A 23,453-nucleotide genomic window follows, 5' to 3' on the forward strand; every position below is an offset into this window, starting at 1 on the left:
ACGAAACGCCTTCAATCATATTGAAGGCGTTTCGTTTATTATATAAAATATTTATTCGCCAATAAACATATATAAGTTATTTGGCTTTATAACGGCATCTCCTGCATAAATAACCCACTCTGTTAAGTTATCAAAATCTAAATGATAACTATTTCCTTCACTCATATCTTTTATAAAATATGGTTCATTAATGAGTATTCCTTGAATGAAATCTTCCGTAATGTTTTGCATTTCAAACCACATATGTTCACTTTTTCCTTCTTCGTAGGAGACACCAAACTTAGCAAGGAAACGAAAATCTTCATTTGATTGTTCAATATGAAAAATGTTGCTGAAATACCCGAAAGTATTTTTCGCATTGTAAGCCATACGAGCCGTTTCACTATTTGTTTTATAGAACATGAGCCCTGTAGCTTCCTCGTGTTCTTTGAAAAAACTTTCAATATATTCTTCTGAAGTATTAAATTTGAATAAGAGAACGGATGGAGATTGATGGTATTCATCTCGGGCATCCATTCCGCCTAAGAATGTATTTTTTGCATCTATTGGTTGTAGTTTCACTTCCTCATCTTCGATTGAAGATAATTGGTCCATACTCGTTTTATGCCCTATATAAGATAATCCTTTTTCCCACGGAACAGCGACTGTATGTATAGAACCTTGCTGACTATGCGCGATAACGATAGGCTCATTCATAGGGACTTGTCCATTCTCAACGGCATTATTAGCAAATGTTTGAAAGAGATCGCCAATGCCGTAGTAGGAAGAAATGCGATTTGGAATAATTAACTCTATTTCAGTTAAGCCTGCTCTTAAAAGACCATGTGTATGAAACCAATATTGCGTAGGCTCACCGTCTTTATCGTCTTCATAAACAGAATGAATAACGTACAAGTCAGGAATGTCAGGTAATAATTCATTTTCAACGTGATATTCAATATAGCTTCTAGATATCACTTTCATTGCTGCACTTGAATCGATTACAAATAACAAATCTGGGGCGAGATTCCATAAAAACTGTAACTGCTGGAAAAAGCAGTCCAGTACATCGCCTACAAATAGCGTACGAGTGAAAATTTCAGTGCCGAAAGCCGCATCTTCAAAATTACGATCTACAATTGTAGAATCTTGTCTATTGTACATTTTATATTCTTCTGGGTCGTTCGCCTCATCAATATGCAGTTCATACGGTATGACTGTTTCACCCATATGTAATTCAAAAATAAGGCTTGTCTTATCACCATAAACAATTTTTAACTCATCAACTTTAGTAGCAATAGTTTCTAGTCGTTGTTTTAACTGCTCAATTGTAATTCTAGTTGGTATAACAGCAATCATGTCTGAAAAATGACGTTCTAATGTTCCATTCATAGCTGCGCGGTATGTTTCTGTTTGCACTTCCATCCAATCACTCCTATTCAAATGAATCCATTTTACATGCCAATCAAATGTCGATATTTTCTGTTTTCTCTCTAACATTATAGAGTGCATTTGTAGAAGGTGTAAAATTATTATTTTGTATTATAGTTTGAAAGCTTGTAAATTAAATAAATCTTTTGTAAAATTTGTCGAAAAATAGTTCTATATAACGAATCATTTGTTATGATAGAAATGCTGAGAAAATATGAAATAGAGAGAGGAAAATGGCTGTGAAGAAATTGTTAAGTGTCTTTTTATCATTCTTGCTATTGCTTTCATTTACTGGAACTTTAGCGCAAGCAGAAGAAACTGCTTCTATGTCAGTAGAAAAAGCAATTCAAGTATTTAAGCAGCAAGGGAAAACGAAGGGGATAGTAGAAGGATATATTGTCGGATATACGCAAAGTTCTTCTAAATATACGAAGGATCCAGCTAAGTTTGATGATACAAACGTAGCAATTGCAGATTCGCCAAACGAAACGAATCCAGACAAAATCATGCCCGTTCAGTTGCCAAAAGGTGATGTGAGAACGGCAGTGAATGTAAAAGATCACCCTGAAAATATCGGGAAGAAAGTTAGTTTGACTGGGACTCTTGAATTATATTTTAGTAACCCAGGTTTAAAATCAGTAACAGCTTATAAGTTTCAAGGTGAGGGACAAAACCGTGTTAGCGATGTAGTAGCTTCACCGAACGGCGGAGAAGTTGCTAAAGGAACAGCGGTAACATTAACGACGAATACAGAAGGCGCAACAATCTACTATACGTTAGATGGCTCTAATCCTACTAATAAAAGTGTTCGTTATAATGGACAAATTGTAATGAGTGAAAATAGTGTAGTGAAAGCAATCGCGGAAAAAGAAGGGCTTACTTCTTCAGCAATTTCGACATTTTCATTTATTATCGTAAATAATGAACCAGTTCGTATTCATGACATTCAAGGGAAATCACATATGTCTTCTTACAACGGGAAGAAAGTAAACAATGTGGAAGGCGTTGTCACAGCGCTTGATAAAAACGGCTTTTATATAGAAGATAATCAGCCGGATAATGATCCAGCTACTTCAGAAGGTATTTACGTATATAAAAAAGATGCGAATGTAGCAGTAGGAGATCTTATTCAAGTTGATGGAGTAGTAGAAGAATATGTTGGACCAGGATATGCAGAGCGATTTGAAACAGACTTAACGACGACAGAAATTAAGGCGAGTCGCGTTGCTGTAATCGCAAAAGATCAATCTTTGCCGGCACCGATTGTACTTGGGGAAAACGGTGTGAAAATCCCGGACCAGATTATTGATAATGATGCATTCGGTTTATTTGATCCAAATGAAGATGCAATCGACTTTTATGAAAGTATAGAAGGCATGCGTGTTACGATGCCAACACCAAAAATTATTGCACCTCAGAAAAACGGAAATTTATATGTAACAGTAAAAAATGGTGGAGATAAAATAGTAACACAATATGGCACACCTCTATTAGATGAAAATCAATTAAACCCAGAGCGTCTTTCTGTAAAAGTACCTCGCGATTATGTAGTAAAAGTAGGAGATACTTTTACTGGAGATATAACAGGGGTAGTAGGATATGATTACGGTTCTTTCCGTATTTCGCCAATAACGGAATTACCAGCTGTAGTGGATGGTGGATTTAAGCAAGTAGGGGCAAATATTCAGCCACGTCTTGATAAGTTAACGGTTGCTACATATAACATTGAAAACTTCTCAGCGAATAAAAAAGAAACAACAGATGAAAAGGTAAAAGCGTTAGCGTATTCTATTAAATACAACTTAAAAATGCCAGATATTATCGGTGTAGAGGAAATGCAAGATAATAACGGATCAATTAATGACGGTACAACAGATGCGTCATTAAGCGCAAAACGTATCATTGATGCAGTTCTAGAAATTCGTGGACCGAAGTATGAGTATGTAGAAATCGCTCCAAACAATAATCAAGACGGAGGAGCACCAGGAGCGAATATTCGCGTCGGCTTCTTCTATAATCCATCACGCGTGAAATTAGCGACGGTACCAAAGTTACTTGATAAAAATGTTATTCGTATTGGAGACGAAAATCCATTATTTGAAAGTACCCGTAAACCGTTAGCGGCAGAATTTACGTTCCAAGGACAAAACATTGTTGTCGTTGCAAATCACTTAAACTCAAAACTAGGAGATGCAACGCCATTTGGAAAAGTGCAGCCGCTCGTATTAAAAAGTGAAGACAAACGAATTCAGTTAGCACAAGAAGTAAATCATTTCGTGCAAGGAATTCAGAAAAAGAATACGAATGCACCAGTTGTCGTGTTAGGTGATATGAACGATTTCGAGTTCTCTAAACCACTAAAAGCACTAGAGGGAACAATCTTAAAAGATATGTTAAACACAGTGCCGAAAGAGAATCGTTACACTTACATTCACGAAGGAAATGCACAAGTGTTAGATCATATTTTAGTAACAAACAACATCGCACCGCACACAATTGTAGATCCAGTGCACTTAAACTCAAACATAATGAAAGAGCACGGACGTGTAAGCGATCATGACCCAGTACTTGCTCAAATTGATTTGAAGAAGGCTTCTTAAAGTGGGGAACGCTTAGGTGACTAAGCGTTCTTTTTTGTTTCTGAATCAATAGTATAAAGAGATGATTCCTTTTTTTGTAATCTGATGATAAAATTAATGGAATATTCAGTCGTCTGGAGGGCAGTGATGCAAGCACGAATAAATGGAAAGTTAATGAATCAGCTTGCAATTTTCTTTAGTACAATCGTCATGCTTCAGTTTGTAGCTGATATAACAGGACTTACAAGTAATCTAGATATTACGTATAACTTAATTAATACAACAGCTTCTTATATAACTTTTAGCTTGGCGGTTATTTTTACTTTAATAGGTGCAAGAAGAGAATTAAGTAAATATGCAATTATTTTATTATGTTCAGTGGTAGGTATTAAAGCGATTTATTTTGCGGTGTTCGTTATCTTATGGGGATTGGCAGGTACACCGTAAAGGGGAGGATGATTATATGTAATGATAATAAGAGCGTAATTCTCTATGTTAACTTAGGGAATTACGCTCTTATTCGTTCAATGATTTAGTCTGAAATTACTTGAAACGCTTTTCTACACCGTTCTCTTTTTTGAAGTCTTCTTTTATATTTTTTTCTATCCCGCTTTACTCCTTGTATATACATAAGTAAGCTAACGAAAAGGAAGAAAGCACATTGCGTCATTAAAATATATGGTGACATGCCTTGCAATGGTTGTTTCGGATCATATAAATGAAAAGGTGCTCCGCCTATTGAAGGAAGTATTGTATTTAGCAGGACGTAAGGAATGGAGGCGGCTGCAAATGGAAAGAGAATTGCCATATAGTCTTTTTGTGACCATACAGATGCAGCAAGTCCTAAAAGGGCCATTAAACCTGCAAATAAAAAATTAATTCCGATATATACAGCAATGTAAGTGAGAGGCGCATCAAAATATAGGTTTGCGAACATTCCATCAGCATTTATAATGCCTGAACCAACCGTAGGTGTTCCGTCTGGAATGGTTAATTTGCAAAATAATAACGATAAGATGAATGGAAGTGTATAAAGAAATCCTCCGCAAAAAAACGTAACGATATATTTCGCTACTGAATAAGGAAATATAGAAATCCCCTTACTCACAAACGGTTTAAAACCATCGGACTTATCCGAATTGTAACTTGTACTAAAGGGGAAACTCGCAATAACTGGCATTAATAATAAATAAACATCCATTTCATTGTCGCGAAATCCAATCCATTTTAAATCTGTTGATATAGGACCATTTGCTGCGTTTCCTAAATAACGAATTACATAATAATAGTGATAAATGCAAATAAGAACGAATCCACTAAGCATCATAATGAAAGAAATACGACTACAAAAAGCTTGCTTTATATTTAAACGAAGTGCACGCATCATGACTGAAAAAGCCTCCACTGTTTTGATAAACTTGTCTATTTTCTATATTACTATTAATTGTAAAGATTTTCTTGTTTTTTTATTTGATTATTTGAAAAAGAGGAATTTTATTGTTGTGAAGTAAGGTTTAGCTGAAATTAATTTTTCTAAAATATGGTTGACAATTAAGTATTACATTTGTAATCTTAATTATAGATTACAAATGTAATACTTAGGAGTGAAACATACGATGACAAATCAATTACCTAAAATATCTGAAGCGGAACTAGAAATTATGAAAGTACTTTGGTCGAGTTCTCCGCAAACAGCGAATGAAATTATAGAAGAACTGGAAGATGCAATAGACTGGAAACCGAAAACAATCCGCACATTAATTAATCGATTAGTGCAAAAGGAAGCAGTTTCTTACCATCAAGATAAAGGGCGGATGTATGCTTATTATCCGTTAGTATCACAAGATAATTATTTACAAGTGGAAACGAAATCTTTACTAAAGCGTTTTTGCGGTGCAGCGTTTAAACCATTACTTGTTAATTTCTTAAAAGAGGAGAAATTATCTTCAGAAGATATTAATGAATTAAAACGCATTTTAGATGAGAAGACAGAGGAGAATAAGAGGAAGGATCGATAAAAATGATAAACACGCTTATAAATGTATACCTTCCTCATTTTTTTGATTGGCTTATAGAAACGTCACTTATGGCCAGCATATTAGTTGGATTTATTTTATGTATAAAAGTTCTATTTAGAAATAAATTAACACCCCGGTGGCAATATATGTTGTGGATCGTATTAATGATAAGACTCCTTTTACCATGGTCGCCAGATAGCTCTTATAGCATTTACTCATTACTTTCCTATAGTTCTAGTGTATCGGAAGTTATTCCAAAAAATATGCCGGCTACTGAGAATATAGTGAACATAGAAAGCGACCGTAAAGTGGAATTGGAATCAAATCCTAAAATGGTGACAAAAACTAGCGAACCGGAAGTAGAAGTCAGTTCGGAAAAACAGACTACATTTTCTTTATACAAACTTGCTTTGTATGTGTGGCTAGCTGGGGTAATCATATTAGCAGCCATCACGTTTCTTACAAATAGACGGTTATATTCGTACATAAAGAAACAACCGGATATTACGGATGAACAGGTCATTACAGTGTTTGATCGCTGTAAGCAGTCTATGAAAGTGAAGAAGGCAGTTTCCTTACGTTTAGCAGGAAAAATTGCAAGTCCAACTGTGTTTAGTTTCTTCCGCCCAAAAGTATTACTATCAAAAAAACATATGAAAGTATTAAATGAGCAACAATTACAATATGTCTTTTACCATGAGTTAGCTCATATTAAGAGAAAAGATGTAGCTGTAAATTGGATTATGTACAGTTTAATCCTATTAAATTGGTTCAATCCAATTCTTTGGTACGCCTATTTTTGTATGCGAGAAGATCAAGAATTGGCATGTGATGCATATGCACTTACTTTTATAGATAAAGAGGAACAAATTGCATACGGTCATACAATTATTACCCTCTTAGAACATTATTCCTATCAAGTACCAAGCCTAGCAAATTTAAGTAGAAATAAACGAACACTAAAAAGGAGAATCGTTATGATTAAAAAATTCCAAAAGAAATCGTATCGTCTTTCTTTACTTGGGATTATTGCGATAGCAGCTATAGCAGGCGGATTTTTATTAAATGCAAAGATAACTGAGGGAGATGAAAGACAGGAAGAAAAGGTTGTAGAAAAAAAGCAATCTAAAGCAGCTTTTGAAAAAGCGATAGAAACAGTATTAGGTACACCAGAGAATGCAAGTAGAGAATGGGGTATGTCAATAAAGTCATATAAAAGGGATACAGATTTTTTGTATTTGGCAGAAAAGAATTTTACAAAAGAAGAATTTGAGCAGTATGTTCAATTATTTAAAGAAGCTAAAGAAATTCATAAAAAAGCAATGGTTAATAAAAAAGTACCTGAGAATTATGATAGAGATACAAAGGAATTTAAACGTGAACGTTTGAATAAAGCTGATCAAGAAAGATTAGCTAGTATTGAGAAGAAATTAGTTCCACTTTCGGAAAGGGTGGAGAAGTCTTTAACATATACTATAGAAGAAGCGAAAGAACATGTACCGTATCAAATTAAGCAGCCGACTTATATACCTGAAGGTTATGAATTAAAGAGGGAATGGGCTGACTCATATTTTGGAAGAGATGTAGAATTAGTTGTTAAATCAGAATATACAAATGGAAAATATGGTTTTACAATTTACCAATCAAGGATTTATGCAGGTGGTAATAAGGATCCACTTCACTACATGATGCCTGGAGAAGAGAATCTAGAAAGTTATAATTTAGACGGGAAAGGAATGGTCTATAATAAATCTTCTCATGGAGAGGGTAAGTTAAAAGGGCTCAAAATGTTTGTACCAGAACAAGGAAAGAATAGTGAGTATCAGATTGTCATAGTGAATGATATTTTTACAAGAGATACAAAGATATATGAAGAGATAATCGATGATGAGCTAACTAAGAAAGAAATGGAGAAAATATTACTTTCTATGTCAAAATAATAGACAGTGTTCTTAAACTTTTAGTTTTAAGAACACTGTCTATTTTATTAAATTTCTAGTGGGATCTAGCCAGCAATTATTATGAATATATTCTAGCTTTCCATACAAGTATACTTTTTGATACACTATGGACAGTATGATATAACTTGACTGAAATCTTTTATACTGGAAATAATAAAAAGAGAACTTGTATAGAATGTAAGCGTGTGGTAATATCAAAGATGTACTGATTGACTATATTATCCAATTGGTCATTTTTGGAGGTGATGATGTGGCAATAGATCGAAAACGTTCTATTATTGAGGCTGCAACAAAGTCTTTTTCAGCGTTCGGTTATAAAGCAACAACGATGGATCAAGTAGCGAAGTTAGCGAATGTAGGAAAAGGAACGATTTATACTTTTTTCAAAAATAAAGAAGAGCTATTTGGTGAAATTATTTCTAATTTAATTACAGAAATGAAGCAAGTTGCAGAAAGTGCAATTCGTTCTGATGTTTCATTTTTTGAAAATGTACATAGAGCATTATATAGCATCTTGGAATTTAGAAAAGAACATCAGCTCATGATTAAATTAATTCAAGAAGAGCGCGATATGGGAACGAAAGAAGTACAAGAAGTTATGCAACAAGTTGATGTGGAAATCGTTTCTGTTATTCAATCGTATTTAAAGATTGCGATTGAAAAAGGTGAAATTAGCAAATGTGATCCAGAAATTACAGCATTTATTATGCTTCGTCTATACGTATCGCTTATTTTTGATTGGGAAAAAAATCATGAACCGCTAGAAAAAGAAAAAATTGCAGAGTTATTTGAACTTTATTTACTAAAAGGATTGTCAAACTAAGATAATCCTTTTAATTTTATAAAAAAATGACCGAATGAACAATGTGGTCATATATTTAAGTTAAGGGGGGATATAGAAAAATTATAATCATAATGAGAAAAAGTTGCATAGTAATAAATTCGGGGATAAGGCATATGTATGAACAAGTATAGCCTTTTTGTTTGGGTAAAAATGACTATATGAACATTTTGGTCATTTTATAAAAGGGGGAGAAATTATGAAAGGGAATCAGTTACTTCGGAAAGAGTTCACGGAAATTATAAAAAGTAAAAAAATATTAATTCCAATTATTGCGGTCTTATTCGTACCGATTTTATATGCAGGGATGTTTTTGTGGGCCTTTTGGGATCCGTATAAACAGTTAGATGACTTACCAGTTGCAGTAGTCAATTTAGATAAAGGCGCAGTATTTGATGGGAAACCAATTGAGGTCGGAAAAGGGCTCGTTGATAATTTAAAAGATAATAAAAGTTTTAAATGGGAGTGCGTAAGTGAAAAAGAAGCAAAGAAAGGAATGGAAGGTAGAAAGTATTACATGTTAGTGCGCATTCCAGATGACTTCTCAAGTAACGCTACAACGTTACTAAAAGACAATCCAAAGCCATTAAACTTAGAGTACATTCCAAACGAAAGTTTAAACTTCTTATCTTCACAAATTGGAGGAACAGCCATTGAAAAGATTAAAACTGAAGTATCAAGCACGTTAACGAAAACATATGCAAAGAAAATGTTCGATTCTATTAAAGACGTCTCAAAAGGATTAGCAGATGGAGCGGAAGGGGCAAGTAAACTACACGACGGATCAAGTGAATTGCATGATGGTTCAAGTAAAGTGACGGATGGCCTTCATACACTTCAAGGGAAATCTGGGGAGATGAAGGATGGAGTTGGGAAACTATTTGATGGATCTGGGAAAGTGACAGCAGGTTTAAATACGTTAAATAGCAAAACCGGTGAAATGCAAATAGGTATCGGGAAATTAGTAGATGGATCAGGAAAAGTAACAGATGGTTTACATGTATTAAATAGCAATGCAGGTATCGGAAAATTAGTAGATGGGTCAGGAAAAGTAACAGCAGGTTTAAATACATTAAATAGCAAAACGGGTGAATTGCGTGATGGATCTGAGAAAGTGACCGGTGGCTTGAACAAATTAGTAAGTAAATCCGGTGATTTAAAAACAGGAACAACTGATTTATCAAATGGTATGGGAAAACTTGTTGAAGGGCGAAGTCAATTAGAAAAAGGGTCTCAAGAAATTCAAAAGGGATTGCAAGATTTAAATAGTAACGTACAAAAGTCTGCTGCAGGCTTAGAGGAAATGCAGTCGAAAGTTCCTTCTATATTGAATACAGTAAATGAAAAAATAGATGGAGCTGGGGCGAATATAAATCAGTTAAATGAACTTACGCAATCAACAGTAGGAGATGCTAAAACTGCAGCACAAGATGTAGCGAATTTACAAAAGCAAATTGAAAGTTTACCAAAAGAATATCAAGAGCAGTTACAACCGTTCATAACAAGTGCTGTAAAAAGTACAGCGACAGTTCAGCAAAAGGCTGCCGGAGTAGCAGGTGGAACAAATAAACTAAATGAAGAAATAAAACAATTAAAGGGCGAAATACATCAAACAACAAATGGATTGCAAAATAAATTACCAAATCCAGCAGGGATGAAAGCTCTGGCAGATGGTGTTGAGAAACTAACGAACGCACAAAATGAATTTGTTAGTAAGTTTCATGGATTTGGTGAGGGATTAGATAATGCAAAAATAGGTGCTGATAAATTAAAAGATGGATCAGTTCAATTAATTGATGGAGTAACGCAATTACAAAGCGGCTCTGGAAAAGTAACAGATGGATTAGGTCAATTATCTGCAGGAGTAAATCAATTAGCAGATGGCTCAAGCCAAGTAACAGGTGGTTTAGGAACATTATCTGCAGGAGTAAATCAATTAACGGATGGCTCAAGCCAAGTAACAGGCGGTTTAGGTACATTATCTGTAGGAGCAAATCAAATGGCAGGTGGAGTAAATCAATTAGCAGATGGCTCCGGTCAAGTAACAACAGGCTTAGGCACATTATCAACTGGCTCAACCCAGCTAATCGATGGCGTTAATAAACTAGCAGACGGATCAGGAAAAGTAACGGATGGTCTCGTAAAAGTAAACGACGGTTCAGGTGAACTTGCTGAGAAACTTGGGGAAGGGGCAGAGAAAACTGGGGAAGTAAAAGGGACAGATAAAACGTATGATATGTTTGCAAGTCCTGTAAAAGTGAAGACGGAAAAAATAGCGGAAGTTCCAAACTATGGAACTGGATTTACACCATATTTCTTATCACTTGGTTTATTCGTTGGGGCATTACTACTATCTATCGTATACCCATTACGCGATACAGTTGGCGTTCCGAAATCAGGATTTAGTTGGTTTATTAGTAAGTTCGGCGTGTTACTATCAGTCGGTATTATTCAAGCGATAGTAGCAGATGTCATATTACTGTTCGGATTGGGTGTAGAAGTACAAAGCATTCCATACTTCATACTCTTTAGCATCATTACAAGTTTAGCGTTTATCGCATTAATTCAATGTTTAGTAACAGCTTTTGGTGATGCAGGTCGTTTTATCGCCATCATTACATTAATTATGCAGCTTACAACAAGTGCTGGAACATTCCCGTTAGAGTTGATTCCGAAGTTTTTACAACCATTCAATGCTTGGTTACCGATGACATACTCTGTATCAGGATTGAAAGCGGTCGTATCGAGTGGAGACTTTAACTTCATGTGGCAAAACATAGGAATGCTCATGATCTTTATCGTTGTATTATCACTTGGAACAATCGCCTCCTTAACTTTGATGCACAAACGACAATTTAAAAATGTTGCTGAAAATCAATCGGTTGAAGCGTAAAAAAGCACCTTTTTGGTGCTTTTTTATTTTAATAGAGGGCATTTTTTCCTTAGTTCATCTATAAATCTTTCTAAAAGCTATAGAAACGAAAGAAAAGGAATTACAACAATTTACAGAGAAACATAGGGTAGAGGAGTTGATATGATGAGAGGCAATCTTACTTATTATTTTATCGTAAATCCGCTAATCATCTTTCTTGTTTATGCCCTTTCACCTATACTGTTTGATAAAGAAGTATATACAAGTATGAAAGATGCATTTGGAATACTTACGTTCTACTATGTGTTAATGGGTGGATATTACTTTATTGATATTTTAAGTGAAAAGATAAAGAAAAAAAGTGATGGAGGATAAAAAATGACTGAAAGTGAAATGAAATTCCGCGATACGACCATTCGTAACTTTTTCGATAAAGGGGATCGTTTAAAATCGATTCCAGGTCAAAAGAAGAAAAAACTAGTATTGTTGGAGCATTTAATAAGCAAGTTAAATGCTGAAAATCAATATACAGAAAAAGAAATTAATACATTTATAAAACAATATCATGATGATTTTTGTACAATTAGACGTGAATTTATTGTACAGGGGTTTATGGATAGAGAGGATAATATGTACCGTATAAACGGGAGAGAAGTTTGGACGAAGTGAGAGGAGTTAAAATAATGAATCAGCGAGGGGATCCCCGCTGATTATAAGCCTGTGCAAGTCTTGCTGTTTCTTTGTAGTAAGTCTATGAACGCTTCAACATTCGAACTTGTAATGTATCCAAGCGTTATATATTCATCTTCATAGTAAAATATTATTTTTTTGTCAAAGATTCTTCTCTTCGTTTCTACGGATAATATTTTTTCATAATCAAATTCGGCAATGAATGTGTTTTTATATTGGCTAAAAAAGAGAAGTCTTCTATTAGTAGCAAGTAACATGCCAGGATACGGGACTTTATGCGTAATCATATAGCCAGTAAGTGAACATTTTAAAGTAGATAAAACCTTTTCTTCTTTATGTAATAGTTGTTTTGCAGCTGTTAAGATTGGATTCATTGCATACATTCCTTTTATTTTGATGTATGAATATTGTATCAAGAGTAAAAAGATTCTCAATATGTAATATTGCATATTGGACGTTTTATAGTTTTAATATTATTTTTAAAAAGAAAAAGTACGAGGTGATTCAATGATACGGTTAGTAAAAGAGACTGATGCAGAAGCAATTATGAATATTAGAAAAGAAATTATATTATCGGAAACTACTACAAAATTTTTCATAGTATCCCCACAGAAGTTACCGAATGATAGTAATGCAGAAAGAGAAAAGATACGGAAAAGTAATGAGAAAGGTAATCTTTATATCGTGTATGAAGTAGATAGGAAGGTAGTTGGCTTTTTACTTTTCACCCGATATGAACTAGAACGGTTACAACACGCAGGCACAATGGGAATGGGGATTAAAGAGGCGTATTGTAATCAAGGCATCGGCACGAAATTAATTGAATTTCTTATTAGTTGGGCTAAAGGGCAGAAAGGTTTAGAGAAAATTTGCTTAGGTGTAGTTTCTGTTAATGATCGGGCAATTAAAGTGTACAAACGTATGGGTTTTGTAGAAGAAGGAAGACAAAGAAAGCAAATAAAGTATGAAGATGGATCATATGGAGATGACGTATTGATGGGGTTTTATATTGAATAAAGGATATATGGTATTAAGAAAAGGAATGTACATAACGTAAATTTCTAAAAGTAGTATATTGCCCCTGCATTAACAGACTTTTTCCTATGTATAATATTAATATAGTAAAATCATAACAACCGATATTGCAGTTTCCAATAATATACTATATAATCAATTTAAGAAAACGTTTTCATGCAAAGGGGGAGAATTTCGTGTCGACTATAGAGGACGTGGCGAAATTAGCGGGGTTATCAAGGACAACGGTTTCTAGGGTGATTAATAATCATCCATATGTTTCAGATGAGAAGAAAAAAAGGGTTCAATTAGCAATGAAGCATTTAGGCTTCGTTCCTAATTCTGCGGCGAGAAGGCTTCGTAAACAAAAAACGGAAACAATTGCGGTGCTAGTTCCAAGGATTACAAATCCTTTCTTCAGTAGATTTATTGAAGCAATCGAGATTGCTGCTTCTGAACATAAATATAAACTGATTATTTGTCAAACAAGATATTTACCGGAAAAAGAGATGGAGTATTTACAATTATTATCTACGAAACAAGTAGATGGGATTATTCTATGTTCACTAGAAAATCCGTGGGAAGATGTAGAGCCATACTTACAGCACGGTCCAATCGTGTTGTGTAATGAATATATTGAGGAAGCAAATATTCCAACAGTGAAGTTTGATCATGCGCAAGGAGCATACATAGCTGCGAAGCATGTGTTAGATCAAGGATATCGTAATCTTATTTTTTGCCGTGGTAACGAAACCAAAGTCGTTAGCCAGCAGCGAAAAATGGGCTTTTTACGTGCAATAACTGAGAAGAGCCGCCAAGTAGAAGCGATTGACTTTCTTGAAAACGCTTTCTCTTGGGAAGATGGAAAACGAATATTCCATGAAGTATTAAAGGACAAAAAAAATCCTACCGCGATTTTGGCAGGAGGCGATGAGGTAGCAGCTGGAATTATCTCAGAGGCGAAGCACCATAACTGGAGCATTCCAGATGATCTCGCTGTTATCGGTTTTGATAATCAAATATTATCGCAGATTACAGAACCAGGTATTACGACAATTGAACAGCCAATTGATGAAATGGCCCGAAAAGTTGTCGACCTGATGATGGATAAAATCCATACGAAAAATTATCGAAAAAAAGAATTGTATGAGTTTGAACTGGAGCTCTTGGTGAAAGGTTCAACGATGAAGGATAAGATGTTATTAGCCTAGTAGACTATGTCTGCTAGGTTTTTTATGTTCACAAACTACTATTCTTCGTGAACGCAATCGTCACATTTGTTATGGTATGCTTCGTGTTGCTCATCAATTTCTTTCCCACAGTGCGCACAAGTTTTCGTCGGTAAATTTCTGAAAAACTCCATTGGTTGATCGATCATGTCAATCCCTCCATTTCCATTTCTTACTATCATTGTATTAGTACAAAAAATAAAAGTCAACAACTGTTTTATAACAAAATTGAAAATTAATGAAAAAGTTTAGGAAATGGATTATAGTTAACAATGTAGGATGTAAGTAAAAAACTTTCTCAAGTACGGAGAAAAACTGCATTCCTACTCGGTTTTAGAAAGGATGGATACATATGAAAATGACTGTTGTCGGCTTTTGGGGCGGCTTTCCAGAAGCGGGAGAAGCAACGTCGGGGTATTTGTTTGAACACGATGGTTTTCGTTTACTTGTAGACTGTGGTAGTGGTGTACTAGCACAGCTTCAAAAATATATAACACCATCTGATATAGATGCAGTTGTACTGTCACACTATCATCACGATCATGTTGCGGACATTGGGGTATTGCAATATGCGAGATTAATTACGAGTGCGACAACAAGGCAACTACCGGAATTACCAATATACGGTCATACGTTTGACGAGAATGGATTCCATTCTTTAACACATGAACCACATACGAAAGGAATCGCGTACAATCCAGAAGAAACACTTCAAGTTGGACCGTTCTCGATTTCGTTCTTAAAAACTGTTCATCCTGTTACATGCTTTGCGATGCGTATTACAGCTGGAGATGATGCTGTAGTATACAGCGCTGATTCAAGTTATATTCCTGAATTCATTCCATTCACAAAAGATGCTGATCTTTTCATTTGTGAGTGTAATATGTATGCACATCAAGAGGCTGCAAAAGCAGGGCATATGAATAGTACAGAAGTAGCAAGTATTGCAAAACATGCGAATGTAAAAGAACTTTTATTAACGCACTTACCGCATACAGGCAACCCATCTGATTTAGTAACAGAAGCAAAACAAATTTTCAGTGGCCATATTACGCTAGCGCATAGTGGCTACGTATGGAACTCATGAGGTGATATGATGTTATTTATTGATAATAAAGGAATTACAGACCCTAGAATAAACTTAGCGATTGAAGAATATTGTGTGAAAAATTTAGATATTAACGAAACATATTTACTGTTCTACATTAACGAACCTTCGATTATCATTGGTAAAAACCAAAACACAGTAGAAGAAATTAATGCAGATTACGTAAAAGAAAAAGGTATTCATGTCGTTCGTCGTCTATCAGGCGGAGGTGCAGTATATCATGATTTAGGAAACTTAAACTTCAGTTTTATTACGAAAGATGATGGAGATAGTTTCAGCAACTTCAAAAAATTCACAGAGCCTGTAACGAAAGCGCTTGGTAAATTAGGTGTAAATGCAGAACTAAGTGGTCGTAACGACATTTTAGCTGAAGGTAGAAAAATTTCAGGTAACGCGCAGTTCTCAACGAAAGGTCGTATGTTCAGCCACGGTACGTTACTATTTGACTCTGAAATCGATCACGTCGTATCAGCGTTAAAAGTAAAAATGGATAAGATTCAATCAAAAGGTATTAAATCAATCCGTAGCCGCGTTGCGAACATTACAGAGTTTCTAAACGAAGAAATGACGACAGAAGAGTTTAGACAACTGCTTCTAGAAACAATTTTCGAAGGAGAAACAGAAATCCCAACGTACGAATTAACAGAAAATGATTGGAAAGAGATCCACAAACTTTCTGAAGAACGTTACCAAAATTGGGATTGGAACTACGGAAAATCACCGAAGTTCAACTTACAACATTCACACCGCTTCCCAGTTGGACAAGTTGATGTGCGTCTTGAAGTGAAAAAAGGAACAGTAACAGAATGTAAAATTTACGGGGACTTCTTTGGTTCACTAGATGTTCATGATATTGAAGAGCGTCTAACGGGCATTCAGTTCGATAAAGATGCATTCACTGCAGCTTTAGAAGGCGTAGATATCGCACGCTACTTCGGTAACATTACAACAGAAGATTTCTTACATTTATTCTTCTAAAAATGAGGGAGGCTGCCATAAAGGCAGCCTCTTTCTTTTTGTAGTTTTGTCGATATAATTCCATTTACCACAAAATGTATACTTACAGGACATCTGCCTCTTATAAAGGAATATATATATGAAAAGGAGGCGGATCGATATGAAAAGGGTCATACACATTGTAATATTGCTCGGATTCGTCATTGGGATTGCAGCGTGTAACAGTGAAACTTCCTCAAGTCGTACCCTTTTATCTATTGGAAAGCCAGCGCGGGATAATGTTATATATTTTACGCATACAGATAACAAACGAAAGATACAGGATATACAGGACAGGTTTCAAAATAAGGAATGGGAAAGAAATGAAACATTCAGCACTGTTAATAAAACGCCAGATGTCGTCTTATCAATAGATGAAGACAATACAGGGTTACCGACATTATATGTTACGGTGTATTTTCATGCAGATGGAGCGGACGCGATCAACTTGTTTGGAGAGCATACAACGTTAAATAAAGAGGAACTTAATAAACTTAGAGAAAAGATGAATGCATATTATCCTAAAATGATTTCTGGTCTAGTTTCATAAATTACTTGCGAATAAAATCCCCTTATTTTTCCAAAGTAAACTAAGAGAAGGTGATCTGTCTATATGCAGTTAATAGAATATCACTTGCTACTTTAATTTTCTTTTAATATAATTAATTTAGAATTTTTAAATATTCTAAATTTTATAAAGGTGGGGTTTTTGTGAATCTCGTTCAATCTTTGGCTGAAACGGCAAAAAAGAAGGGGGATAAACCGGCTTATATATTTATGGATCAGTCGGTCTCATATGACCAATTAAACAAAATGGTCACAAGGTTTTCTAGCAATTTAGCAGAAATGGGCATTGGAAAAGGGGACAATGTCGCATTAGTTGTTGGGAACTCACCACATTTTTTGGTCGGTTTATACGGAACAATGAAAGCTGGAGCAACTGTTATTCCAGTTAATCCAATTTATACAGCAGACGAAATGCATTACATTTTACAAAATGGAGATGTAAAAACAATCATCGTACTCGACGTCCTTCTACCTGTTATACAATCTCTTACAACAAGACTTCCTTCATTAGAAAACATCATCATATGCGAAACCTCATCAGATTTTAACCATACAGAAACCGAAAAAATGAAAACGTTTACTAGTTTTGTGGGGGCTGGAGACTTACAATACGAAGGCCCTGAACTAGATGAAGAAGATGTAGCGGTTATCCTATACACTTCAGGTACAACTGGAAAACCAAAAGGCGCTATGTTAACACATAAAAATTTATATAGTAATGCGAATGATGTTGCGTCTTATTTACAATTTACTGCTGACGATCGCGTCGTTGCGGCACTGCCAATGTTCCATGTGTTCTGTTTAACAGTTGCGGTAAATGCACCGATTGTGAACGGGGCAACAATTTTAATGTTACCGAAATTTAGTCCGAAAGAAGTATTCCGTATTTGTCGCACGTACGAACCAACGATTTTTGCTGGCGTACCGACGATGTACAATTATTTATATTTATTTGAAGAAGCAAGCGCAGAAGATGTGAAGACGCTTCGTCTTTGTATTTCTGGTGGTGCATCGATGCCTGTTGCTCTTCTGCAAAACTTTGAAAAACGTTTTAATGTTATTGTTTCAGAGGGATACGGTTTATCAGAAGCATCACCAGTTACTTGTTTCAATCCGCTAGATCGTCCTCGTAAACCAGGATCAATTGGCACAAATATTTGGCATGTAGAAAATAAAATTGTAAATGAACTTGGGGAAGAAGTACCTGTCGGCGCAGTCGGCGAATTAATCGTTCGTGGACCTAACGTTATGAAAGGATACTATAATGCACCAGAAGATACAGCTGCGACATTGAAAGACGGCTGGCTATATACAGGTGACTTAGCGAAAATGGATGAAGAAGGTTACTTCTATATCGTTGATCGTAAAAAAGATATCGTTTTAGTTGGCGGTTATAACGTATACCCTCGTGAAGTAGAAGAAGTATTATATACGCACGAATCAGTAGCGGAAGTTGTTGTAATCGGTGTTCCTGATGAAAACTTAGGAGAAGCAGTGCGAGCTTACGTCGTTCTGAAACAAACGAACGTAACAGAAGAAGAACTAATGCATTACTGTACGTTACATTTAGCGAAATATAAAGTGCCGAAAAGCATTGAGTTTTTAATAGAATTACCGAAGAATACGACTGGTAAGTTGTTAAGAAGAGCATTGAGAGAGAAAGCGATGCAAGTGTAAAAATGAGGCAACCATCTTTGAAGGTGGTTGCCTCATTTTTTTGTGCATTGATTAAGCTGTGGTGCCATATATTTAAAGCTTCATATGACCAACAAGGAGGAGATATACATAGAACAGAAGGGATTAACGCTTACGGCGAGTGCAATATCTTATTTGTGAAATTATGGATGAACTCTGAAAATGATAAGAACGGTAATTTTAATCAAAATGGAGTAATGAACCGTGAATCAATGGCTACGGTGTTAGTAAATGCATATAAATTAGAATGGAATGGAAATAGTAAGTTACCAAAAGAATTTGCTGATTTGAAAAATCATTGGGCTCGAAGTATGCCAATATTTTAGTTTAGTAAGAAAATCCAAATTCCAAGTTGACACATATGAATTACAGAATTAAAATGAAAAGAAATCGAATACAATACATTAGAAGCTAATCAGATAAACTGAAGGCGCACAATGTTCACGTTTGTGAATATATTGTGTGCCTTTTTCTATTGTATAAACTAGGGGGGCTTAACGATGAAAAAGTGGGGTAAGACAGCGTTTATGAAAAGTACAGGTGTTTTATTATCAGCAGTTGTACTTTTATCAGGGTGTGGTTCGGCAACATCCACTAGTAATTCTGAAGGAAGTGGAGATAAACAAACAGTTGAGCTTTTAAATGTTTCGTATGATCCAACGAGGGAGTTATATCAAGATTTCAATAAAGATTTTGCGAAGTATTGGAAAGAGAAGCATGGGCAAACAGTAAATGTAAAACAATCACACGGGGGATCTGGAAGTCAAGCGCGCTCTGTTATTGATGGCTTAGAAGCAGACGTTGTTACACTAGCACTTGCTTATGATATTGATGCGATTAGTAAGAAAAAACAATTAGCAGAAGATTGGCAGAAGCGACTTGCGAATAATTCCACTCCGTACACGTCAACAATTGTATTTCTTGTTCGAAAAGGAAACCCGAAAGGAATTAAAGACTGGGATGATTTAACGAAAAAAGATGTGTCTGTCATTACACCAAATCCAAAAACATCAGGCGGAGCACGTTGGAACTATTTAGCGGCGTGGGGATACGCATTGAAAAAATATAATAATAGTGAAGATAAGGCGAAAGAGTTTGTTAGCCAAATTTATAAAAACGTAGAAGTATTAGATTCAGGAGCGCGCGGAGCAACGACAACATTTGTTGAAAAAGGAATTGGTGACGTATTAATCGCATGGGAAAATGAAGCGTTATTATCTCAAAAAGAGCTTGGAAAAGATAAATTTGAAATTGTAACCCCTTCTATTAGTGTACTTGCAGAACCACCAGTAGCGGTTGTAGATAAAGTCGTTGATAAAAAAGGAACGAAAAAAGTAGCAGAAGGGTATCTTGAATATTTGTACTCAGAAAAAGGACAGGAAATTGCGGCGAAAAACTTTTATCGTCCGCGCAATGAAAAAGTAGCAGAAAAATATGAATCCCAATTTCCGAAAGTTCAATTATTTACAGTAGATGAACTATTTGGTGGCTGGAAAAAAGCACAAGAAAAACACTTTAATGACGGCGGCGTATTCGATAAAATTTATCAAAAATAATGCACTGCTAAAGGGGGATGAGGTGAAAGAGGATGAGGAAGAAGCGTGTTTTACCAGGGTTTGGATTATCGCTTGGATTTACAATGTTGTACATGAGTTTATTCGTACTTATACCACTTTCTATCGTATTTATTCAAACTTCACAGTTAGGTTGGAAGAAGTTCGCTGGGGTTATAACGAACGAGCGTGTGTTGCATTCCTATCAAGTTAGTTTTACAACTTCATTTGCAGCTGCTATTGTAAATGCCATTTTCGGTTTATTAATAGCTTGGGTGCTCGTACGCTACAAATTTCCAGGGAAACGACTATTAGACGGACTCATTGATTTACCGTTTGCACTTCCGACAGCTGTAGCTGGTATTACACTTACAACGCTTTATGCGGAAAATGGATGGATTGGGAAAATATTTAGTCTGTTTCACATAAAAGTAGCTTTTACACCACTCGGAATTATCGTTGCGCTTACTTTTATCGGTTTACCATTTGTCGTTCGAATGGTGCAACCAGTGCTGCAAAATATTGATAAAGAAGTAGAAGAGGCAGCTTCGAGTTTAGGTGCATCCCGCTTGCAAATATTTGTGAAAATCATTTTACCAGAGATATTTCCCGCTCTTCTTGCAGGTTTTTCACTCGCATTTGCAAGAGCATTAGGAGAATACGGATCTGTCGTTTTCATCGCAGGTAATATGCCGATGAAAACAGAAATTGCACCACTGATGATTATGACGAAACTAGAACAATATGATTATGCGGGGGCAACAGCTGTAGCGACCGTGATGCTTATTATTTCTCTCCTTTTCCTTCTTCTTATTAATATGATTCAAAGCTGGAGTAGAAGGCATGAACTAAAAAGTGAATAGGAGGAGAGAAGATGGAACCAACAGTATTAGAAAAGAAAATAGTAAAAAGCGTATCAGCTAAAAAAGAATCTAAGCTTGTACCAGGCATATTAATTACGATTACAGTTTTATTTTTATCTCTCTTTCTATTACTGCCACTCATAACTATTTTTCTAAAAGCCTTTGAAAGAGGGATGGATGTATACATTGCCGCTATTACAGATCAAGAAGCATTTTCAGCAATTAGATTAACGCTTCTCGTTGCGTTAATCGTTGTGCCGCTTAATACGATATTTGGGGTAGCGGCCGCATGGCTTATTACAAAGTTTCAGTTTAAAGGAAAACAAGTATTACTCTCTCTTATTGAACTGCCGTTTGCTGTGTCACCAGTTATCGCAGGATTAGTATTCGTTTTACTTTTCACACCGAGGGGTGCTCTTGGCGAATGGTTACTTGAACATGGAGTGAAACTCATTTTCTCTGTACCAGGCATTATTATCGCAACAATCTTTGTAACCTTCCCGTTCGTTGCACGTGAATTAATTCCGATTATGCAGGCGCAAGGGAAAAGTGAAGAAGAGGCAGCTTTATCACTTGGCGCAAGTGGCTGGAAAATGTTTTGGCGCGTTACGCTTCCAAATATAAAATGGGGTCTTTTATACGGCATGATTCTATGTAATGCCCGTGCTATCGGTGAGTTTGGAGCCGTTTCTGTCGTATCAGGTCACGTGCGCGGTATTACGAATACGATGCCGCTTCATATTGAAATTTTGTACAATGAATATCAATTTTCAGCAGCATTTGCAGTAGCGACGTTAATGTCATTAATTGCAGTGTTTACACTCGTTATAAAAAACTGGATTGAATGGCGAATGGAAAAACGACAATAAGAGGGGGATTACGGTGAGTATTCAAATTCAAGGTGTATCAAAGCAATATGGTACATTTCAAGCACTAACAGACATTCATTTGGATATTCCAAAAGGTGAACTTGTTGCCTTATTAGGCCCGTCAGGTTCTGGGAAAACGACGTTATTACGCATTATTGCAGGATTAGAAGAAGCGGATGGAGGCTCTATTTCATTTGATGGGGAAGATCTAACAGACATTCACGTGAAAAACAGGCAAGTCGGTTTCGTCTTTCAGCACTATGCGCTCTTTAAACATATGAATGTATTTGAGAATGTCGCTTTCGGTTTAAAAGTAAGAAAGAAAAGCTTAAGACCGTCAGCAGAAGCGATAGAAGAAAAGGTAACAGAATTATTAAAGCTCGTAAAAATGGATGGCTTTGCTAAACGTTATCCAGCGCAATTATCTGGTGGACAACGTCAACGTATTGCACTAGCCCGGGCACTTGCAGTCGAACCGAAAATTTTATTACTTGATGAACCGTTCGGTGCACTCGATGCGAAGGTGAGAAAAGAATTACGCAGATGGCTCCGAAAATTACATGACGAATTTCAAATTACGAGCGTATTCGTAACACATGATCAAGAAGAAGCGTTAGACGTTGCAGACCGCATCGTTGTAATGAATGAAGGCTGCATTGAACAAATGGGAACACCGGAAGAAGTATATGAAAACCCAGCAAGTCCGTTTGTATATGACTTTTTAGGAAATGTAAATTTATTTCACGGCCGCGTTCATAAAGGAAAGCTAAATGTAGGATCGATCGAACTAGAAGCACCAGAGCATAAGCACGTTTTCAACGTAGACGGAATAGCCTACGTAAGGCCGCATGACTTATCAATCTCTCGTACGAAACAAAGCGTAGATGCAATCCCGGCCAAAGTATCATACTCTCACGCAGTTGGACCTGTCGTATATGTAGAATTAAAACGAGATGGAACAGATGAGTACTTAGAAGCAGAAATAAGTAAAGAACAGTTCAAGCATCTCAGCATTCAAGCGGGTGATTTCGTATACGTACAGCCGAAAGAAGTGAAAGTGTTTATTCCGGAGGATTTTGTGATTTAAGAGTGTTAACATTAATTAGAATTAACAATGAAAAACGACTATATTAACAACTTATTAATAACAGAAGGGTGTCTCAAAATATATCTTTTGAGCACCTTTTT

At 35.8% G+C, this 23,453-nt stretch carries 23 protein-coding genes; 19 read left to right on the plus strand and 4 right to left on the minus strand.

From position 1 onward, the window contains the following. Positions 1 to 51: 51 nt before the first annotated feature. The gene (locus tag N2V79_RS05395; protein WP_340719647.1) at positions 52 to 1,404 is read right to left on the minus strand and encodes a DUF4026 domain-containing protein; all 1,353 of its coding nucleotides are present in this window, start codon (positions 1,402 to 1,404) and stop codon (positions 52 to 54) included. Between the two features lie 239 nt (positions 1,405 to 1,643). Between N2V79_RS05395 and N2V79_RS05400 the strand changes: the two genes are divergently transcribed. Next, on the plus strand, positions 1,644 to 4,010 hold the full coding sequence (locus N2V79_RS05400; protein WP_340719648.1) for a DUF6359 domain-containing protein: 2,367 nt from the start codon (positions 1,644 to 1,646) through the stop codon (positions 4,008 to 4,010). Positions 4,011 to 4,136: 126 nt separating this feature from the next. Further along, positions 4,137 to 4,436 carry a hypothetical protein gene (locus N2V79_RS05405; RefSeq protein ID WP_327947300.1) on the plus strand — a complete coding sequence of 100 codons (300 nt, stop codon included), beginning with the start codon at positions 4,137 to 4,139 and terminating at the stop codon, positions 4,434 to 4,436. An 85-nt stretch (positions 4,437 to 4,521) separates the two neighbouring features. Here N2V79_RS05405 and N2V79_RS05410 read toward each other — a convergent pair whose 3' ends face one another. Next, positions 4,522 to 5,376: a hypothetical protein gene (locus N2V79_RS05410; RefSeq protein WP_064532829.1), complete on the minus strand. Its 855-nt coding sequence runs from the start codon at positions 5,374 to 5,376 to the stop codon at positions 4,522 to 4,524. A gap of 229 nt (positions 5,377 to 5,605) precedes the next feature. Between N2V79_RS05410 and N2V79_RS05415 the strand changes: the two genes are divergently transcribed. The 6 genes from N2V79_RS05415 (at position 5,606) to N2V79_RS05440 (ending at position 12,350) form a co-directional block, all read left to right on the plus strand. Beyond that, positions 5,606 to 6,007: a BlaI/MecI/CopY family transcriptional regulator gene (locus N2V79_RS05415; protein WP_064532830.1), complete on the plus strand. Its 402-nt coding sequence runs from the start codon at positions 5,606 to 5,608 to the stop codon at positions 6,005 to 6,007. A 2-nt stretch (positions 6,008 to 6,009) separates the two neighbouring features. Continuing rightward, the gene (locus N2V79_RS05420; protein ID WP_340719649.1) at positions 6,010 to 7,947 is read left to right on the plus strand and encodes a M56 family metallopeptidase; all 1,938 of its coding nucleotides are present in this window, start codon (positions 6,010 to 6,012) and stop codon (positions 7,945 to 7,947) included. 271 nt (positions 7,948 to 8,218) lie between these two features. Then, positions 8,219 to 8,791, plus strand: coding sequence for a TetR/AcrR family transcriptional regulator (locus N2V79_RS05425; RefSeq protein ID WP_000963381.1), 573 nt, complete (start codon positions 8,219 to 8,221; stop codon positions 8,789 to 8,791). Between the two features lie 217 nt (positions 8,792 to 9,008). Continuing rightward, positions 9,009 to 11,702 carry a YhgE/Pip domain-containing protein gene (locus N2V79_RS05430; RefSeq protein WP_340719650.1) on the plus strand — a complete coding sequence of 898 codons (2,694 nt, stop codon included), beginning with the start codon at positions 9,009 to 9,011 and terminating at the stop codon, positions 11,700 to 11,702. 141 nt (positions 11,703 to 11,843) lie between these two features. Beyond that, positions 11,844 to 12,056, plus strand: a complete 213-nt coding sequence (locus N2V79_RS05435; RefSeq protein WP_014481972.1) for a hypothetical protein — start codon at positions 11,844 to 11,846, stop codon at positions 12,054 to 12,056. A gap of 3 nt (positions 12,057 to 12,059) precedes the next feature. Continuing rightward, complete coding sequence (locus N2V79_RS05440) at positions 12,060 to 12,350, plus strand: DUF2087 domain-containing protein (protein ID WP_340719651.1); 291 nt, start codon at positions 12,060 to 12,062, stop codon at positions 12,348 to 12,350. A gap of 41 nt (positions 12,351 to 12,391) precedes the next feature. Here the strand turns inward: N2V79_RS05440 and N2V79_RS05445 are convergent, their stop codons facing one another. Beyond that, on the minus strand, positions 12,392 to 12,745 hold the full coding sequence (locus N2V79_RS05445) for a PH domain-containing protein (protein WP_265938342.1): 354 nt from the start codon (positions 12,743 to 12,745) through the stop codon (positions 12,392 to 12,394). Positions 12,746 to 12,878: 133 nt separating this feature from the next. On the opposite strand from N2V79_RS05445, the gene N2V79_RS05450 reads away from it, so the two are divergent. Both N2V79_RS05450 and N2V79_RS05455 read left to right on the plus strand, forming a co-directional pair. Beyond that, on the plus strand, positions 12,879 to 13,388 hold the full coding sequence (locus N2V79_RS05450) for a GNAT family N-acetyltransferase (RefSeq protein ID WP_053565060.1): 510 nt from the start codon (positions 12,879 to 12,881) through the stop codon (positions 13,386 to 13,388). Positions 13,389 to 13,582: 194 nt separating this feature from the next. Further along, positions 13,583 to 14,596, plus strand: coding sequence for a LacI family DNA-binding transcriptional regulator (locus N2V79_RS05455; RefSeq protein ID WP_064532838.1), 1,014 nt, complete (start codon positions 13,583 to 13,585; stop codon positions 14,594 to 14,596). A gap of 38 nt (positions 14,597 to 14,634) precedes the next feature. On the opposite strand, the gene yhfH is transcribed toward N2V79_RS05455, so the two are convergent. Next, the gene (gene yhfH, locus N2V79_RS05460) at positions 14,635 to 14,763 is read right to left on the minus strand and encodes a protein YhfH (protein WP_000567010.1); all 129 of its coding nucleotides are present in this window, start codon (positions 14,761 to 14,763) and stop codon (positions 14,635 to 14,637) included. A 203-nt stretch (positions 14,764 to 14,966) separates the two neighbouring features. Here yhfH and N2V79_RS05465 point away from each other — a divergent pair, with 203 nt between their 5' ends. The 9 genes from N2V79_RS05465 to N2V79_RS05505 all read left to right on the plus strand — a co-directional run bounded on the left by N2V79_RS05465 (position 14,967) and on the right by N2V79_RS05505 (position 23,352). After that, complete coding sequence (locus N2V79_RS05465) at positions 14,967 to 15,701, plus strand: MBL fold metallo-hydrolase (RefSeq protein WP_064532840.1); 735 nt, start codon at positions 14,967 to 14,969, stop codon at positions 15,699 to 15,701. A 9-nt stretch (positions 15,702 to 15,710) separates the two neighbouring features. Beyond that, positions 15,711 to 16,700 carry a lipoate--protein ligase gene (locus N2V79_RS05470; RefSeq protein ID WP_029442085.1) on the plus strand — a complete coding sequence of 330 codons (990 nt, stop codon included), beginning with the start codon at positions 15,711 to 15,713 and terminating at the stop codon, positions 16,698 to 16,700. A gap of 139 nt (positions 16,701 to 16,839) precedes the next feature. After that, entirely contained in the window at positions 16,840 to 17,268 is a 429-nt protein-coding gene (locus N2V79_RS05475) for a hypothetical protein (protein ID WP_064532842.1), read from the plus strand. A gap of 161 nt (positions 17,269 to 17,429) precedes the next feature. Then, positions 17,430 to 18,962, plus strand: a complete 1,533-nt coding sequence (locus tag N2V79_RS05480; RefSeq protein WP_053565058.1) for a fatty acid--CoA ligase family protein — start codon at positions 17,430 to 17,432, stop codon at positions 18,960 to 18,962. A 167-nt stretch (positions 18,963 to 19,129) separates the two neighbouring features. Continuing rightward, positions 19,130 to 19,306 (plus strand): hypothetical protein, encoded by a 177-nt coding sequence (locus N2V79_RS05485; RefSeq protein WP_002195255.1) that lies wholly within the window; start codon positions 19,130 to 19,132, stop codon positions 19,304 to 19,306. A 174-nt stretch (positions 19,307 to 19,480) separates the two neighbouring features. Continuing rightward, on the plus strand, positions 19,481 to 20,536 hold the full coding sequence (locus tag N2V79_RS05490) for a sulfate ABC transporter substrate-binding protein (RefSeq protein ID WP_340719652.1): 1,056 nt from the start codon (positions 19,481 to 19,483) through the stop codon (positions 20,534 to 20,536). 32 nt (positions 20,537 to 20,568) lie between these two features. Beyond that, the gene (gene cysT / locus N2V79_RS05495) at positions 20,569 to 21,396 is read left to right on the plus strand and encodes a sulfate ABC transporter permease subunit CysT (protein WP_001227879.1); all 828 of its coding nucleotides are present in this window, start codon (positions 20,569 to 20,571) and stop codon (positions 21,394 to 21,396) included. 11 nt (positions 21,397 to 21,407) lie between these two features. Continuing rightward, complete coding sequence (gene cysW, locus N2V79_RS05500; protein WP_000433860.1) at positions 21,408 to 22,265, plus strand: sulfate ABC transporter permease subunit CysW; 858 nt, start codon at positions 21,408 to 21,410, stop codon at positions 22,263 to 22,265. 13 nt (positions 22,266 to 22,278) lie between these two features. Continuing rightward, on the plus strand, positions 22,279 to 23,352 hold the full coding sequence (locus N2V79_RS05505; protein WP_340719653.1) for a sulfate/molybdate ABC transporter ATP-binding protein: 1,074 nt from the start codon (positions 22,279 to 22,281) through the stop codon (positions 23,350 to 23,352). Positions 23,353 to 23,453 lie beyond the last annotated feature (101 nt).

It is taken from the genome of Bacillus sp. CH_70, assembly GCF_038007045.1.
GTDB classification, from domain to species: domain Bacteria; phylum Bacillota; class Bacilli; order Bacillales; family Bacillaceae_G; genus Bacillus_A; species Bacillus_A cereus.

Coding starts and splice junctions, on each gene's coding strand:
- N2V79_RS05430 (WP_340719650.1), top strand. CDS start 9,009: ATGAAAGGGAATCAGTTACTTCGGAAAGAGTTCACGGAAATTATAAAA.
- N2V79_RS05395 (WP_340719647.1), bottom strand. CDS start 1,404: ATGGAAGTGCAAACAGAAACATACCGCGCAGCTATGAATGGAACATTA.
- N2V79_RS05440 (WP_340719651.1), top strand. CDS start 12,060: ATGACTGAAAGTGAAATGAAATTCCGCGATACGACCATTCGTAACTTT.
- N2V79_RS05400 (WP_340719648.1), top strand. CDS start 1,644: ATGGCTGTGAAGAAATTGTTAAGTGTCTTTTTATCATTCTTGCTATTG.
- yhfH (WP_000567010.1), bottom strand. CDS start 14,763: ATGATCGATCAACCAATGGAGTTTTTCAGAAATTTACCGACGAAAACT.
- cysT (WP_001227879.1), top strand. CDS start 20,569: ATGAGGAAGAAGCGTGTTTTACCAGGGTTTGGATTATCGCTTGGATTT.
- N2V79_RS05450 (WP_053565060.1), top strand. CDS start 12,879: ATGATACGGTTAGTAAAAGAGACTGATGCAGAAGCAATTATGAATATT.
- N2V79_RS05470 (WP_029442085.1), top strand. CDS start 15,711: ATGTTATTTATTGATAATAAAGGAATTACAGACCCTAGAATAAACTTA.
- N2V79_RS05490 (WP_340719652.1), top strand. CDS start 19,481: ATGAAAAAGTGGGGTAAGACAGCGTTTATGAAAAGTACAGGTGTTTTA.
- N2V79_RS05410 (WP_064532829.1), bottom strand. CDS start 5,376: ATGATGCGTGCACTTCGTTTAAATATAAAGCAAGCTTTTTGTAGTCGT.
- N2V79_RS05485 (WP_002195255.1), top strand. CDS start 19,130: ATGAACTCTGAAAATGATAAGAACGGTAATTTTAATCAAAATGGAGTA.
- cysW (WP_000433860.1), top strand. CDS start 21,408: ATGGAACCAACAGTATTAGAAAAGAAAATAGTAAAAAGCGTATCAGCT.
- N2V79_RS05465 (WP_064532840.1), top strand. CDS start 14,967: ATGAAAATGACTGTTGTCGGCTTTTGGGGCGGCTTTCCAGAAGCGGGA.
- N2V79_RS05435 (WP_014481972.1), top strand. CDS start 11,844: ATGATGAGAGGCAATCTTACTTATTATTTTATCGTAAATCCGCTAATC.
- N2V79_RS05475 (WP_064532842.1), top strand. CDS start 16,840: ATGAAAAGGGTCATACACATTGTAATATTGCTCGGATTCGTCATTGGG.
- N2V79_RS05420 (WP_340719649.1), top strand. CDS start 6,010: ATGATAAACACGCTTATAAATGTATACCTTCCTCATTTTTTTGATTGG.
- N2V79_RS05405 (WP_327947300.1), top strand. CDS start 4,137: ATGCAAGCACGAATAAATGGAAAGTTAATGAATCAGCTTGCAATTTTC.
- N2V79_RS05415 (WP_064532830.1), top strand. CDS start 5,606: ATGACAAATCAATTACCTAAAATATCTGAAGCGGAACTAGAAATTATG.
- N2V79_RS05445 (WP_265938342.1), bottom strand. CDS start 12,745: ATGAATCCAATCTTAACAGCTGCAAAACAACTATTACATAAAGAAGAA.